Origin of the sequence: Nonlabens sp. (assembly GCF_051251825.1) — a bacterium.
Lineage (GTDB): Bacteria > Bacteroidota > Bacteroidia > Flavobacteriales > Flavobacteriaceae > Nonlabens.
The window spans coordinates 52,153-68,435 of sequence record NZ_JBPOGG010000009.1 but is presented as its reverse complement, the minus strand read 5'-3'; the positions used below and the strand labels follow the sequence as shown (position 1 = coordinate 68,435).

Below are 16,283 nucleotides of genomic sequence, written 5' to 3'. Positions count from 1 at the left end.
TTTAAGAGATTCTTGTTTTTATTATTATTTAATTGTTTTAAAGACTTTTTCTGTCTGATTATTAATTTCTTCTAGAGGTTGTAAGTTGCTACGTCCATTATTAAATTTAGTAGAGACCAGTTGTAACGCCTCAACGGTTGCGTAGTATGCTTCTTTAGGATCGTCATAAGTTCCTAGATTAGTTTCAGTCTTTTCTACTCCTATATATGTAGAACCTAATGCGATCACAGCGGCAAATCCTGCAGCAATACCTAAACCTTTAAGTACTTTTATCATACTACGATCTACAGGCTTTTCTACTGGAGACATCTTTGCAAATGCGTCAAACTCTAGTCCTTTTTCCAGTTCATTTTCCAGCTCAAAAGTGTTGAAAATACTGCGATACACTTCATGCTCTGGTGCTACTTCATTACTATTGAAGTAATCCTTGAGCTGCTGCTCTTCTTCCAGACTCGTTTGTCCTTCCCAATATTTGTTTAATAGTGCATTCATGCGATTTCTATTTGATACTGTTCTTCTATTTTTTCTTTGAGCATTTTACGTGCTCTGCTTAATGTTACTCTTACCGCGGTGGACTTCATGTCCATAATACGTTCTATGGCTTCATAGTCATATTGCTGTATGTCTCGCAGCTGCAATACCATTTTATATTGCTCTGGTAAGGTATTAATCACATTCTGTACCATAGTGACTTTTGCCTCACGTTCCATTTCTTCTTGAGCGTTGCGATGATCATCTTCATAGTTACTGTGAACTATTCTTAAATGACTCGCTTGCTTGCTCTTTAAGCGATCCAGTGAGAAGTTTTTTACCATTTGCATGGCATAGGCTTCTTTGTTCTTTACTTCTTCCAGCGTGTCGCGCTTGGTCCACAATTTTACCATTACTTCCTGCACAGCGTCTGCTGCCTCTTCATGTGAGGTCAGCAAGCGTTTTGATAAAAAGTACATTTTGTGTTGTACTTCTTTAAAAACAGCTATGAATTCTTGTTGGTTCATTGTGTTGGTTCTATTATCATGACGAGCATGCTATTTTAATGTTACAAGATGTTATAATTTTTTTAATAAATATGCTTTTTTATAGAAATGGTGGGCTTTGGGATTACGCTTTCGCGAAAGCGTATCCTCAACATCTCAAACTATTCTCATAATTTCTACGTTATATAAATGTGATAGTCGCACCTTATATTTGATAAAAGAAAAAAGGAATCGTCCTTATAGTAATGGCTTTTTCCTATTTTTAATCCCTACAATTATACACCATGATAAAATCCTATAAAAGTTTAATAATTCTATGTCTCACAGCACTGGTAACCGTAAGTTGTTTTAAGGATAACGACGACTCGTTTGCTTCTTCCACATCGGTTAAGAACTTTGTTTACAGAGGAATGCAGGCCTTTTATTTATACAAACCAGATGTTCCTGAGCTAGCAAACGATCGATTTGCGACTGTTGAGGAACTAGAGGATTTCCATAGCGTTTATGATACTCCAGAGGAATTCTTTGAATCACTCGTTTTTGACAGACCTTTTACTGATCGTTTTAGTGTAATCGTAAATGATTACGTAGCACTCGAACAACTATTTGCTGGGACGACTTTGAACAACGGTATGGAATTCGGTCTGGTAGGTGAATCTGGAAGTGCGACTAATGTTTGGGGTTATGTACGCTATGTATTGCCTAATTCTAGTGCAAGTGCTCAAAATGTAGAACGTGGCATGATCTTCAACGAGGTTGATGGAATACAACTGACTCGAGATAACTTTAGAGTATTGCTAGCGCCTAACTCTTATACCATAGGCCTGGCAGATTTGAATGCTGGTGTTGCTACGGGAAATGGTATGACTATCACACTTGATAAATCATCACTTACAGAGAATCCAGTTTTTAAAACCGAAATCATTGATCAAGGTGCTCAAAAAATAGGTTACTTGATGTATAACAGCTTTACGGCAAACTTTGATGAAGAATTGAACAATGCTTTTGGAGTTTTTCAAGCGGCTGGAGTGACTCATTTAGTGCTTGATTTAAGATACAATGGTGGTGGATCAGTAAATACATCGATTATTTTAGGAAGTCTCATCTCTGGACAACCTACCAGCGACGTCTTCTCTACCGAAGAATGGAATCCAGACGTTCAGGCAGCTTTACAAAACTCACAACCTGATCGATTAACTAATTTCTTTAAAACGAGTACAAACGCAGGTAGCACATTGAATACATTAGGACTTTCTAAAGTCCACGTGATTACCACAGGTAGCAGCGCCAGTGCAAGTGAATTAGTCATTGCAGCGCTAGAACCTTATGTAGACGTGATTCAAGTAGGTGATGATACCGCTGGAAAATTCCAGGCAAGTATTACTTTGTATGATAGTTCTAACTTTGGTAGATCTGGAGCAAATCCAGCGCACCGTTACGCACTGCAACCACTAGTTCTTAAAAGTATCAATAACGCCGGCTTTACAGATTACTTCAATGGACTAGCTCCAGATATTGCTCTTCAAGAAGATTACAGCAATTTAGGAATTCTAGGAGATGTAAATGAGCCACTACTTGCCGCTTGTTTACAAGATATCATGACTAATGGAAGACCTGGCAGCATTCAAAAATCGAGTTTGAGGCTGGAGGAATTTAGTGGTAGTAATGCTCTACAACCACTATACAATGAGATGTGGAAAGAAATGGAATTGAGCGATTATTTGATTAGCAAATAAATTGAATTCATTAACCGACCTAGAAATCCTCAACATCATCACTGATGATAAGGAATCTCATTCTTTACAAGAAATTGAACAAGCACAACGCATCGCAGAGCAACGTGGATTAGATGTTTATCTGTATGTCAACGACCGTGATGCGTATCACAGACTTTCTAAAATTGAGAAAATAGTTGATCATAGAGCGAGTAATAAATTGAGATTTATAAATTACTTATTTGATTCTTTCATAATCGTATTGCTCCTAATTCTTATCGAATTAGCGTTAGAAAGCTTTGGTTCACTAAGTATAGAACGTAATTGGAATAATTATAAGAAGTTTTGGATAGGATTATTAATGTTTGCTTATTATGTGATTCAAGAAGCAATTTGGGATAAGACATTAGGTAAAATAATAACCGGAACTATAGTCGTGTCTGAAAAGAATGAAAAACCAGATTTAAGTGAGATTCTAATGAGAACAGCTTGTCGTTTTATACCATTAGAAGCCCTTTCCTATTTATTTATGAAAGATGGATTTCACGATATATTTTCAAAAACTAAGGTGATAGAGGAAAAAACAAACATTTAAAAATTAAACAATTGACTTCTTTGCAACTTCTATTTATCGGTATTGGGCTTATGAGTTTGGTAATGCTGTATTATTCAATTAAATATTTAATTAAATCTTACAGGTGTAAAACTATTATAGAATTTCCTCTCGATTCAATTAAGCATGAGTTAGAATTTAAAACTATTGGTTTATATTCCTTCTGTTTTATTGGCGCTAAGCATGTATCAAATGACGGGACTTTTAACGCTATGATATATAATAGGAACAACGTAAGTGTACGTTTAAATACTAGTTTTCCAAATTATACTTTCAGAAAAAAAGGTATCTATGGAATTGAATTTTATAAATTCAGAATCAAAGAAGCAGGTCGTTATACGTTACAACTTACAAATCATACAGGATTGAAAGTAAATCAATCAATGCTTCCCATCGGTAGATTATTACAAAACGACAGTGATACAAGTCACTTAAAAGTACGTATCAAACAAACGATAAGTTCTTGGGAACGTTTTGTTTCAATTGTTGGACTAGTATTAGGAGTGAACGGATTAGCTTGGGGAATTATGATTGGTGTATTTAATGTATTTAGCAATTAAAAATAGAAAGCATTTAAGACTTGTACTAAACAACGATATACATCCATCCCAACTTTCTTTCAAAGGAAGGAGCTGTTATAAACTTATAAACTATCATATCTCTATCTAAAAGTCTCCCTTAGAAGGGAGATTTAGAGGGATGTTCGCGCAATTGCATTAAAATTAATCACGTTTCATAAAAAACCCAAGAACCCAACAACCTAGTATCTAACAGCTTCTCATCAATTTATAAGCCTTTATCAACACGCTTTCGCGAAAGCGGTTTCATTACTTATCTTTATAGTCCAACTTTTATTGACTATGAAAAGATTACTTCTCCTCTGCCTTTGCTTAATATCGAGCATAGCATTCTCTCAAAAACTTGATTTAGAACTCGTTAAAAACTTAAAACCGCGTAATATCGGTCCTGGTGGTATGTCGGGTCGTGTGACTTCTATAGATGTAGTTCACGATAATCCAGAGATTATCTATGCAGGAACTGCCAGTGGCGGATTGTGGAAATCTATCAACGGTGGAATCACTTGGGATCCTATTTTTGAAGACGAAGTAACCGCATCTGTTGGTGCCGTAGCAATTCAACAGTCTAATCCTAGTGTGGTTTGGGTAGGAACCGGAGAAGGAAATCCACGTAACTCGTTGAATGGTGGATACGGTATTTATAAATCACTCGATGGAGGAAAATCGTGGAAATCCATGGGACTGGAAAAAACACGTAACATTCATAGAGTCGTTATAGATCCTACTAATCCTGATGTGGTTTATGCCGCAGCAATAGGTTCACCATGGGGAATTCATCCTGAACGTGGTGTTTTTAAAACTACTGATGGTGGTAAAACCTGGAAAAAAATTCTTTATACCAACGATAAGTCTGGTGCTGCAGATCTTGTAATGGATCCTACTAATCCTAATAAATTGATTGCTGCCATGTGGGAACACAAACGTGATCCTTGGTTCTTTAAATCTGGAGGAGAAGGTTCTGGATTATACATGACACATGATGGTGGTGAAAACTGGAAAAAAATAACCGATGAAGAAGGATTACCTAAAGGCGAACTAGGACGTATAGGAATTGCCATTGCTCCTAGCGAACCTAACATAGTTTATGCACTCGTAGAGGCAAAGAAAAACGCCCTTTATAAATCCACAGATGGCGGATTCAAGTGGAAAAAAATCAACGATAAAAGCGACATAGGAAACCGACCATTCTATTATTCTGAAATCTACGTAGATTCTCAAAACGAGAATCGGGTATATTCTGTTTTCACTTACGTAAATGTTTCTGAAGATGGCGGGAAAAACTTTAAACAGCTCATGCCAGCTTATGGAGTGAGTAATGGTGTGCATCCAGATCATCATGCCTGGTACATCCATCCTAAAAATGGAAAGTTCATGATCGACGGTAATGATGGTGGACTCAACATCACTCGTGACCGTGGGAAAACATGGAGATTTATAGGGAACTTACCGGTCGCACAATTCTATCATATTAATGTAGATAATGAAATTCCGTATAATGTTTATGGTGGAATGCAAGATAACGGCAGCTGGCGTGGACCAGCGTATTCATGGCGTGCTCAAGGTATAAGAAACAGTTACTGGCAGGAAATCAGCTTTGGAGATGGATTTGACGTTGTTCCAGATCCAGATGATAATCGTTTCGGTTATTCTATGAGTCAGCAAGGATTTGTGAGTCGTTATGACTGGCAAACGGGTAATAATTACAGCGTGCGCCCTACACATTCAGATCCTGATGTAAAACTACGATTCAACTGGAATGCAGCTATTAACATCGATCCGTTTGATAATTCAACCCTATACTTCGGTAGTCAGTTTGTTCATAAATCTACAGATAAAGGACTCACTTGGGAAGTGATTTCTCCAGATTTGACTACTAACGATCCAGAGAAACAAAAACAATCAGAATCTGGCGGATTAACCATGGATGCTACTGGAGCTGAGAATCATACCACTTTACTAGTTATAGAACCTAGTTCCACAGAGCCTGGAGTAATTTACACTGGATCTGATGATGGTCGTGTACATGTCTCTAAAAATGGTGGTGACAGTTGGGATGATGTTTCAAATGGTTTAAAAGGACTACCTAAAGGCAGCTGGATTGCACAAATAAAAGCTTCCAAAACTAAAAAAGGAACGGCTCTACTCGTAGCAAACGATTACCGCAGATTCAATTTTGAACCGTACGCATATCGCACCACTAACTATGGTAAAAGCTGGACACGCATCGTTGATAAAGATGATGTGGAGAGCTACGCTTTGAGTATTATCGAGCATCCTCTAGAGGATAACTTAATGTTCTTAGGAACAGATGATGGACTCTATGTGAGCATTAACGCAGGTGTCGATTGGGTGAAATATACAAATGGTTTCCCTACAGTTTCTGTGAAAGATTTAGTGATTCAAGAACGTGAAAACGACTTAGTGATAGGTACTTTTGGCCGTGCGGCTTGGGTTTTAGATGACTTAGCTCCTTTTGTTGCTTTCGCGCGCCGCCCTGAGCCTGTCGAAGGGAAAGCGATCCAATTATACAATCCACCTACTGCATACTTTGCTCGTTATCAGCAACCTACTGGAAGTAGATTTGGTGCCGATGCGATGTTCCATGGAGAAAACCGAAGCAGTGGTGCAAAATTCAAATACTTTTTTGACAAAGACTTAAAGGCTAAAAATGACACCATCAAGTCCGATTCTATTTTTATGAAAATCTATGATGACGACCGATTGATACGTACACTTTCTAATAAGATTCCTAAAGAAAAAGGAGTCCACACTTGGAGCTGGAGAATGCGTGAAAAAGGAGCTGACAGACCTTCACGCGGTATCAATACATCAAAGAGAGAACCTAGTGGCGTTCAAGTTCTTCCAGGAACTTACAGAGCCGTATTACATTATGGAAACACGACAAGTGAAACAAACATCACCATTAAAGACGATCCTAGAATTAGCGAGATCACCACGGCCGATTTAAAAGAACGCTATGAGGCTCAAAAGAAATTAGAAGGACTTTCTACCATGGTCTCTGGAATAACAGAACAACTAGCAGAAAATAAAAAGAAAGCCGAAACCTTCTTAAAAATGATGAAAGACAAGGATAAAAAAGCCTATAAAGCTCAAATTAAAAAAACCGACTCCATCATTAAAGGCCTAGAGAAAGAGCAGCATAAATATTTCGGTACGCCAGATAAGCGTCAGGGAATCACTCGCAATCCTGAAGTGACTGTTATGAATCGCATAGGACTGGCTAATCAGTACATAAGCAGCCGTCAAGGACCACAAACCGCTACAGAAACTCAATTGTACAACCAAGCTAAAAACCTAGCCGAAAAGAAAGTCCTAGAATCTCAACAATGGCTTACTAAAAACTGGGATCCTTTTGTTGTAGAAATGAAAGAAGTAACGATTGATTTGTGGGAATGAAATTAGTTTTTGAGTTGATGAGTCGTTGAGTTTTTGAGTTTATTAGAAATTAGGAAAGCTCCTTTCCTTAGATAAGGAAAGGTGGGCAAAATGTAGCTTAGCGTAATTTTGGTCGGATAGGTTGATAAACGATAAGTCATTTGAAAAATCAATCGTGTTTTCAACCACTCCTGATTCAATTCTTGACATGTCAAAATTGAATCTGTCCTCGCCTTATCTAAGGCGAGGAGCTTTTTATCATTAGAGTTAAAAAAAAACTCCTTTCCTTAGAAAAGGAAAGGTGGGCAAATTGGAGTTTACGGAAATTTGGTCGGAAAGGTTGGATCACGACTGATGGTTCAGAACCGATATCCCTACCCAAATCACTTCGGAAAACTTAAAACAACGCCTAAAAATTGAGGTGACATTCAATTGTCGGTTGATACTAGAACTTCACGTTTTAAGATCAATGAAAGGTTTCGTTTCTCGTAAAAGTAGGCAGTAGGCAGGTTGATTTTAAGTTTGCTCCGCAACTTAAAATGTAAGTAGGCAGTCATCGTGTTCAATTTCATATAAGTATTCAGCTTAAAAATTGCCTACTTCCCGCTAAAAGAGCGAAGCGACTGTGCGACCTGCCTACTGCCTACTGAGCTGCAGACTGAAAACTGTGACTGCAGACTGTGGACTGAGATTGAGACTGAGGAATAAATTTCCTTTTTCCTTACCCATATTTCCCGCCCATAGTCTTTAATACAGAGCGATGTTGTAAATTGTAGGAACCAAATAAAAACCCATGAACTTCGAGAAAATCAATTTTAAAAACGCTGCTGGTTATGAACTGAGCGGTCGTTTAGAATTACCAGCAGACCGATTACCACATAATTATGCTGTATTTGCGCATTGTTTTACGTGCAGTAAGAACTTCGGCGCGACTAAGAATATTACACGTGCCATGACTAGTGCTGGTTTTGGTGTGTTGCGTTTTGACTTCACGGGTTTAGGTGACAGCGACGGTGATTTTGCCGACACTAATTTCTCTGGAAATGTAGATGATTTATTGGCCGCTATTGACTATTTAAAAGAACACTATAAAGCTCCTACTCTACTGGTAGGTCATAGTTTAGGTGGTGCGGCTGTGATATACGCTTCCGCGAAAGCGAGCTCCATAAAAGCAGTTGCTACCATAGGTGCACCGAGTGATACTAAACATGTAAGACATTTATTTGGAGACCAACTCAATGCCATCGTAGAAAACGGAGAAGCTACCGTACAATTAAGCGGCAGACCGTTCAAAATCAAAGAGCAATTGCTCAAAGATCTCAACGAGCAAATGGTGACCAAAACCTTAAAAGAACTGCGCAAACCGGTACTTATCATGCACTCTCCACAAGATGATACTGTGGGAATTCAGCATGCTGAGAAATTATACCACGCGGCCATTCACCCTAAGAGTTTTGTAAGTCTAGACGGTGCAGACCATTTGTTGATGAATAAAAAAGATTCCATTTATGTAGGTGAAGTGATTGCTGGATGGTCATCGCGATATCTAGATGTTGAAAAAGAAACTGCTCTAAATTCAACACATAATGTGGTCGCAAGTCTGGATCAAGAGACATTATTTACCACACAAATGAAGGCAGGAAATCACTACTTTACCGCAGACGAGCCTACGAGTATAGGTGGCAACGATTTTGGTCCTACACCATATGATTTGCTTTCTAGCGGTCTAGCAGCTTGTACAGTAATGACCATTCAAATGTATGCCCGACGTAAAAAATGGGACATCAAAAACGTAGAATGTCACGTGAATTATGATAAACAACACGCAGCAGATTGTGAAAATTGCGATGACGATACTGCAAAAATAGACACTTTTACACGCGAAATTAAAATCACCAGCAACCTGGACGAAAAACAATTAAAACGAGTACTACTCATTGCCGACAAATGCCCAGTCCACAGAACGCTACACAGCGAGACGCAAGTCATTACTAAGTTGGTGGATTAGTTTTTTAGTCTGTGAGTTTGTGAGCTGTGAGCTTTGAGTCTTTGAGTTGGTGAGTTTGTGAGTTTATTAGAATACAAAAAAAAGCTCCTTTCAGATCCTTGATAATTTATTCTCACAAATTTCTGGGAGAGGAAAGGTGGATTCCGACATAGTCGGAAGACGGATAGGTTGATAAACGAAAAGTCGTTTGAAAAATCAATCGTGTTTTCAACCACTCCTGATTCAATTCTTGACATGTCAAAATTGAATCTGTCCTGTGCATTCCTCTCGCTACGTAAACTTCGCTCGTCGGATGCAGGATCTTAGGCGAGGAGCTTTTATCACCATACTTAAAAAAAAGCTCCTTTCCTTAGAAAAGGAAAGGTGGGCAAATTGGAGTTTACGGAAATTTGGTCGGAAAGGTTGAAATACGATAAGTTGTTTTAAACCAAAATCCTTTCCCCAACCCTAAAGGGTGAGATTTTTTGCTCACTTGACATAAAATTAAAACTTTAAAACAGTCATTACGAGGAGAGCAACGACGAAGTAATCTGCATTTGAGAATAAGATAAACAGATTGCCAAGCTCGACTAAGTCTCACTCACAATGAAAAACTCAAAAAACAAACCACTGCCTACTCACATTTTAGGAAGCGCAGCTTTCCTAAAATCAACCTGCCTACTGCCGATTGAAATCAAAATTTCCTTAACTTTCCCTACCTAACAAATTCTGCATCGAGCGCAGATTGACAGACTTTAATTAATGACCTTCACATTCACAACTACTTTAGGACACAACGGATTCAGCGGTGCGATTCTTATTCCTGAGGATATTGCGGCACAAATCGCTCAAGATAAAATCAAGCGAGTCGTGGCGACCATCACATCGAGCAAGAATGAATTGACGCTATATGCCGCAGTAGGTAAAAAACACGGTGTTGCTCAAATGATGTTTTCTAAGGCCAACCAAAAAAAACTCGAAGTTACCGAAGGTGACCAGCTATCTATTTCTATGTGTGAAGACACCAGTAAATATCAAGCTCCCATGACTGAGGAACTAGAAGCCGTTTTACTCAGTGATTATGAGGCTTATGAAATCTTTGAATCTTTACTTCCAGGAAAACAACGCAACATTATCTTTATGGTTTATCGAGCAAATAGTTCTCAAAAACGTGTGGACCTAGCTTTAAACGCCATGGAAAATCTCAAAATAGGGAATCACGATCCTATGAAATTTGAGAAACTCTTATGATAAAAATCTAAACAAGTTGCTTACTTTTAATCAAAATTTACAACCATGAAAAAAATAACACTAGCCATTTTGGCACTAGGATTAATGACAGGATTGAACTCTTGTAAAGAATCAACTAAAGAAGAAGTAAAAGAAGTAACCAGCGAGATGTCTTATGACGATGATGGCGGCGATGACGATGGTGGACACGATGATGATCATCATGATCACGACGGCGACATGATGGTAGGAAAAGAAGTGATGGTTGCTATGGGATCTAAAAGTGGTAGCGATGTAGCTGGTACGATTATATTAACTCAAGGCGAAAAAGAGGTCAACATGGTCGTATCCTTAACAGGTCTTACTGCTGGAGAACATGCGATACATATCCATGAAAATGGAGATTGTTCTAGCGATGACGGTAAGAGCGCTGGTGGTCACTGGAACCCTACAACCGAAGATCACGGAAAATGGGGCGATCACGATCACCACATGGGTGATATAGGAAATCTAGTAGCAAACGATGCTGGTGGAGCAACCTTAACATTCAGTACAGACAAATGGTGTATAGGATGTGATGACGAGACGCGCAACGTAATGGGTAAAGCATTTATCGTTCACGCTAGTGCAGACGATTTTGCTTCTCAGCCTAGTGGTGCTGCTGGCGCACGAGTAGCTTGTGGAGTTATTGAATAATAACTTTAACATTGAAAAATTTAAAATCCGCGTGGAAACTCGCGGATTTTTTGCATCTTAACCTCAGATTTAAATAAACCTATGAGTAACCAACCCGATTTATTAATATTAAGAATGCAAGAAGGCAGCGAGACCGCTTTTTCTCGTGTTTATGAAAGATATAATGAAGCATTACGAGGTGTCATCTATGCTGTCGTAAAAGATAATGCCATTGCAGAGGAAGTTCTGCAAGATGTTTTTATGAAGATTTGGAATAACTCCAGCTCTTATGACGTGAAGCAAGGCCGCTTTTTCACTTGGGCATTGAACATTTCGCGTAATGCCGCTATTGATCATTTAAGATCCAAAGCACATAAAAACAGTTTGAAAAACCTAAGTCGCGATTACTTCGTACATATCCCAGAGGATGCTACTGATGAAATGGAAGTGGAAACCGATAGTCTAGGAATTATGAAATGGGTGAACAAATTAAAGCCTACCTGTATTAAAATAATAGACTTGATATTCTTTAAAGGATTTACTTTTAAAGATGGTGCAGCAGAACTGAACATACCAGAAGGCACGCTCAAAACTCGACACAGAAAATGTGTAAGCGAACTACGTAATGTAATGGGAGAATGATGGACATTCAACAACTTATAGAAAGCGGTGATCTAGAACTCTATGTTTGTGGTGCTTTACCAGCAACAAGAGCTCAAGAAATAGCTGCGATTTCAAAACAGCATCCACAGGTGCTGGAAGAAATCATAAGCATAGAAAATGCTTATCAACGACTTGCCGCTGGACTAGCACCAGCGCACGATGATAAAACTTATGATCGACTAGAAGCGATTATAGGCGCAAATAAGAATAATAACACACGCAGCTCATGGAGTCCTATCATAGGTTGGGCAGCCGCTGGATTGCTATTAATTGCCTCTGGATATTTATTTAATGCAAATAATAATGCTCAAGATCAACTCGTTCAAACCGAGCAGCAAAAAGAATTCTTAGAAACCGAAAACGAACAAATAGAATCTCTTAATACGCAATACGCCTCTACCCTAGACGTACTGGCAGATCCTGCCACCGTAAAAGTAAACTTAGGTGGACAGGCTGGATTTGAAAGCAGTAATGCCGTAGCGTTCTATAATAACGAGCAAAACGTTACCTATGTAGATATTAAAGGATTACCAGAAGTTCCAGAGAACATGGTCTATCAACTATGGTCACTCACGCTCGATCCATTAACACCTACCAGTTTAGGAACCTTACCTACAGATAAGGAATCCTACAACCAGTTAATCAAGATCAACAACGCGTTTGATACCGAAGCCTTTGGAATTACTCTAGAAGAAACCGGTGGAGCCGCTACTCCTACTATGGAACGTTTATACACACTTGGTGTACTGGATAAAGGATAACAACATACCTTTTTATAATTGATAAAATCAGCTCTTAAAAAAGAGCTGATTTTTTGTTTACGAGAAGTTTAAAAAGTGTTTTTAATATTTAGCTTTCGCCAAAAGATAATTCCAAAGACCTCGCGGTAATGAAATGTTGTAGAGCTAGCACCTATGCTGTTGCGGTGGTTTTATTTGTGAGGAGAAGTTCTTAATCATAATCTTAATGTAGGATAAATCGATATTAATGTGGTAAATTGCTTATATACTAGTTGCCACACATTTAAAAAAAACATTTCGAATGACTAAAAGTTTTGAGAAAGGAAAAGGAAAGGAACATTTAGATAAAGATTTCCTTGAAGAATTAAAACATAAAATTTGGTCAACTAAAGGAACTCGATTTACTGCGGACAGTCGATTAAAAACGATTGCGAAATATTCCACTTTGAGCATTAGTTTCCTTTCTGCATACTTAATAATCTTTGGATTAGTATCTGTATATAATTTGTATAATCCAAATGCGATTGATGCGAATGTGATAGCATTTACGATTACGGCTTTATCAATTTTAGTTTTGGTTTTTTCATTATTGGAAAATGCACAGAATTATCCTGTGAAAGCGAAAAATTTTCACGACTGCGCTTTGGATTTAGCTGATTTATATAATGAACTTCAAAACTATAAATCATACGAAAAAGATGCTTCAAAAACAGATAAACTGGAATTTTGCAAAAACCTTCAGAAAGAATACCAAAATATACTTCGTAGATATGAAAATCACGACCCAATTGACAATAAAAAATTTAGAATAAGATTTCCTGATTATTATGACGTCAAATGGTACGATTGGATTTGGACACAATTTATGTATTTCATAAACACTAGGTTGATTTATTTGACTATGATGTTAATTCCAGGAATAATTTTATACTTTGTGATTACAAAGATTGCTTAAAGAATTCGGCGGAATTGAAAAACTGAACGCAGAAAAAGGTGTGGCAACAACCTATAAAAACAATAGGACAATTGGTGCTTAACCCAATGTTTCAGGCACTTTTGCAAAGTCGCCAAATTTTTAAATTTGGCTTATTGAGAAAAAAGAAAATAAGTAAAATTTAAAAATTCGGCTTGTGTTCATCCGAAAATAATCGCTAATTTACACGCTATGAGCCATTTACAAAACCGTTGTGCAACATACTGAACCAACACTATGAATGACAGGAAAATAATATTTGTCGGCGGAATTCACGCAGTTGGAAAAGGAACTGTTTGCGAAAAATTAAAACAAAAATTCAATTTTAAACACTTATCGGCAAGTCAAGTTCTTAAATGGGATGAGATGAGTGATTTAAATAATAAAAAGGTTCAAGATTTCAAGACAACACAAAATAGATTACTAAACAATTTAGGTAAAATAATAGAGCCGAATAAGACGTATTTACTTGACGGTCATTTTACACTATTAAACTCAAACGGAGAGCCTGAAAAAATTGATGAATCTGCATTTATTGGAATCCAACCAAAATCAATAATTTTACTAACCTGCGAACCTAAGTTAATCTTTGAAAGATTAAAGAAAAGAGACAACTCGACTTACAAGTTAGATGTTCTTGAAAAAATGCAATTAATGGAAATCGAACACGCCAAATACATTTCACAAAAATTAGATATACCCTTATTTACAGTTATCGACGGAGACACAACTTCAATTTTTGAATATTTAGAAACATTATGAGAATACTTATTGACACAAACATAATAATTCATCGTGAGGCAAATCGTGTTTTCAACGAAGATATAGGGCTACTTTTCAATTGGCTTGATAAATTAAAATTTGATAAATGCGTTCATCCACTTTCAATTGAAGAAATTTCTGGGTATCAAGATGAAGATGTAGTTAAAACTATGAAAATTAAGATTGCCAACTACAATCTATTAAAAACGGAATCGGCCGATGACCAATTAATAACGCAAATTCGCCAATCAGATAAATCACGTAACGATTTCATAGACACGAGTATATTAAATGAGGTATATAATAATCGTGTTGACTTTCTAATAACCGAAGACAGAGGAATTCATAGAAAAGCTAACTTTTTAGGTTGTTCAGAAAAGGTTTTCAAAATCGATGCTTTTTTAGAGAAATGTATTGCAGAAAATCCTGAATTAAAAAATTATCAAGTATTAGCAGTAAAGAAAGAGTACTTTGGGAACATCAATCTCAATGACGTTTTCTTTGATTCATTCAAACAAGACTACGTCGAGTTTGGAAAATGGTTCAATAAAAAAGCTGATAACATTTCGTATGTATGTGTAACAGATGGAGATGTAAAAGCATTCTTATATTTAAAACAGGAAGATACCAATGAAATTTACAATGACATAGAACCGTCATTTCCTCAAAAGAAAAGGCTAAAAATCGGAACTTTCAAAGTTACATCAACTGGGTACAAATTAGGAGAAAGATTTCTGAAAGTAATTTTTGATAATGCACTACAATATGATGTAGAAGAAATCTATGTAACTATTTTCAATAAAAGGGATGAACAATTAAGACTTATTTATTTACTAGAAGATTGGGGATTTATACATTGGGGAACCAAAACAACCGACAACGGTATTGAGCAAGTTTTTGTTAGAGAATGTAAACCAGCACCTAACTTGCAACAACCAAAACTAACATTTCCAGCTGTATCAAAAAATACAACTAAATGGATTGTTCCGATATATCCACAATACCATACTGAACTATTTCCCGATTCAATTCTTAATAACGAATCACCACAAGATTTTACTGAAAATGAGCCTTATCGAAATGCAATTAAAAAGGTCTATATATCACGTTCTTACAATAGAAATTTAAACGGTGGAGATTTGTTGCTTTTCTATAGAACAGGTGGTCATTACGCTGGAGTTATCTCAACTATTGGAGTTGTAGAAAATGTCATAACCAATATTCGAGATGAAAATCATTTTATCGAACTCTGCCGAAAGAGAAGTGTCTTTAATGATGCAGGATTAAAAGAATTTTGGAATTACAGAAAAAACAATAGGCCTTTTATCGTTAATTTTTTATACATTGACTCATTCCCAATGCCAAAAGTTAACCTAAAGAGATTGAGGGAATTAAATATTATACAAGATGCACCACGAGGTTTTGAACAAATAAGTGATGCGAAATTTGAACAAATATTAAAAGAAGCAAGAGCTAATGAAAGTTATATTATCAATTAAACCTGAATTTGCAAACAAGATTTTTAATGGAACGAAAAAGTTTGAATTTCGACGAACCTTGTTTAAAAACAAAGAAATTAAAATGATTATTGTTTATGCATCTGCACCAATAAGTAAGGTAATAGGCGAATTTGAAATTGATAGAATTTTCCACGAAGAATTAGAATTATTGTGGAATCAAACTTCTAAATTTTCTGGAATTACTGAAGATTATTATATGCAATATTTTATTGGTAAAGAAAATGGTTATGCAATAAAAGTTAAAAATCCAAAAAAATATGAAACAGAACTCTGCATAAAGGAAAGTTTCGGATTGCATCCTCCACAGTCATTTGCTTACTTGAGATAAAGTACGTTGCACAACAAAGAACTGTAGAAAAAAACAAGTGAATTTCACTTAATTTCTTACAAGTACACTACTATATTCATTATCATAAAATAGTCTTGATTTTGCGATGGCAAATGCCTGTTTTAA

General features: G+C 36.8%; 15 protein-coding genes. 13 read left to right on the top strand and 2 right to left on the bottom strand.

Going from position 1 to position 16,283, the window contains the following annotated elements:
- Positions 1 to 24: 24 nt before the first annotated feature.
- Together ACSHWW_RS11210 and ACSHWW_RS11205 are read right to left on the bottom strand one after the other, a co-directional pair.
- On the bottom strand, positions 25 to 492 hold the full coding sequence (locus ACSHWW_RS11210; RefSeq protein ID WP_435682550.1) for a hypothetical protein: 468 nt from the start codon (positions 490 to 492) through the stop codon (positions 25 to 27).
- The gene (locus tag ACSHWW_RS11205; RefSeq protein ID WP_435682549.1) at positions 489 to 998 is read right to left on the bottom strand and encodes an RNA polymerase sigma factor; all 510 of its coding nucleotides are present in this window, start codon (positions 996 to 998) and stop codon (positions 489 to 491) included. Before ACSHWW_RS11205 ends, ACSHWW_RS11210 begins: the two co-directional genes overlap by 4 nt.
- A gap of 263 nt (positions 999 to 1,261) precedes the next feature.
- Between ACSHWW_RS11205 and ACSHWW_RS11200 the strand changes: the two genes are divergently transcribed.
- From ACSHWW_RS11200 to ACSHWW_RS11140, 13 genes are all read left to right on the top strand, one after another.
- A complete protein-coding gene (locus tag ACSHWW_RS11200) occupies positions 1,262 to 2,713 on the top strand; it encodes a S41 family peptidase (RefSeq protein ID WP_435682548.1) in 1,452 nt (483 codons plus the stop codon).
- Position 2,714: 1 nt separating this feature from the next.
- On the top strand, positions 2,715 to 3,287 hold the full coding sequence (locus tag ACSHWW_RS11195) for an RDD family protein (RefSeq protein WP_435682547.1): 573 nt from the start codon (positions 2,715 to 2,717) through the stop codon (positions 3,285 to 3,287).
- Between the two features lie 11 nt (positions 3,288 to 3,298).
- Positions 3,299 to 3,865 carry a hypothetical protein gene (locus ACSHWW_RS11190; RefSeq protein WP_435682546.1) on the top strand — a complete coding sequence of 189 codons (567 nt, stop codon included), beginning with the start codon at positions 3,299 to 3,301 and terminating at the stop codon, positions 3,863 to 3,865.
- A 300-nt stretch (positions 3,866 to 4,165) separates the two neighbouring features.
- Positions 4,166 to 7,300, top strand: a complete 3,135-nt coding sequence (locus tag ACSHWW_RS11185; RefSeq protein ID WP_435682545.1) for a WD40/YVTN/BNR-like repeat-containing protein — start codon at positions 4,166 to 4,168, stop codon at positions 7,298 to 7,300.
- A gap of 772 nt (positions 7,301 to 8,072) precedes the next feature.
- The gene (locus tag ACSHWW_RS11180; protein ID WP_435682544.1) at positions 8,073 to 9,287 is read left to right on the top strand and encodes a bifunctional alpha/beta hydrolase/OsmC family protein; all 1,215 of its coding nucleotides are present in this window, start codon (positions 8,073 to 8,075) and stop codon (positions 9,285 to 9,287) included.
- Between the two features lie 741 nt (positions 9,288 to 10,028).
- Positions 10,029 to 10,517 (top strand): YdeI/OmpD-associated family protein, encoded by a 489-nt coding sequence (locus tag ACSHWW_RS11175; protein WP_435682543.1) that lies wholly within the window; start codon positions 10,029 to 10,031, stop codon positions 10,515 to 10,517.
- A 45-nt stretch (positions 10,518 to 10,562) separates the two neighbouring features.
- Positions 10,563 to 11,192, top strand: a complete 630-nt coding sequence (locus ACSHWW_RS11170) for a superoxide dismutase family protein (RefSeq protein ID WP_435682542.1) — start codon at positions 10,563 to 10,565, stop codon at positions 11,190 to 11,192.
- Positions 11,193 to 11,273: 81 nt separating this feature from the next.
- On the top strand, positions 11,274 to 11,813 hold the full coding sequence (locus ACSHWW_RS11165; RefSeq protein WP_435682541.1) for an RNA polymerase sigma factor: 540 nt from the start codon (positions 11,274 to 11,276) through the stop codon (positions 11,811 to 11,813).
- Positions 11,810 to 12,595, top strand: coding sequence for an anti-sigma factor (locus tag ACSHWW_RS11160; protein WP_435682540.1), 786 nt, complete (start codon positions 11,810 to 11,812; stop codon positions 12,593 to 12,595). The genes ACSHWW_RS11165 and ACSHWW_RS11160 overlap by 4 nt, the downstream gene beginning before the upstream one ends.
- Positions 12,596 to 12,875: 280 nt before the next feature.
- Complete coding sequence (locus tag ACSHWW_RS11155) at positions 12,876 to 13,529, top strand: SLATT domain-containing protein (protein WP_435682539.1); 654 nt, start codon at positions 12,876 to 12,878, stop codon at positions 13,527 to 13,529.
- 255 nt (positions 13,530 to 13,784) lie between these two features.
- Entirely contained in the window at positions 13,785 to 14,309 is a 525-nt protein-coding gene (locus tag ACSHWW_RS11150) for an ATP-binding protein (protein ID WP_435682538.1), read from the top strand.
- Positions 14,306 to 15,808 carry a PIN domain-containing protein gene (locus ACSHWW_RS11145; RefSeq protein ID WP_435682537.1) on the top strand — a complete coding sequence of 501 codons (1,503 nt, stop codon included), beginning with the start codon at positions 14,306 to 14,308 and terminating at the stop codon, positions 15,806 to 15,808. Before ACSHWW_RS11150 ends, ACSHWW_RS11145 begins: the two co-directional genes overlap by 4 nt.
- Complete coding sequence (locus tag ACSHWW_RS11140; protein ID WP_435682536.1) at positions 15,786 to 16,157, top strand: hypothetical protein; 372 nt, start codon at positions 15,786 to 15,788, stop codon at positions 16,155 to 16,157. Before ACSHWW_RS11145 ends, ACSHWW_RS11140 begins: the two co-directional genes overlap by 23 nt.
- The last annotated feature ends 126 nt before the right edge of the window (positions 16,158 to 16,283 follow it).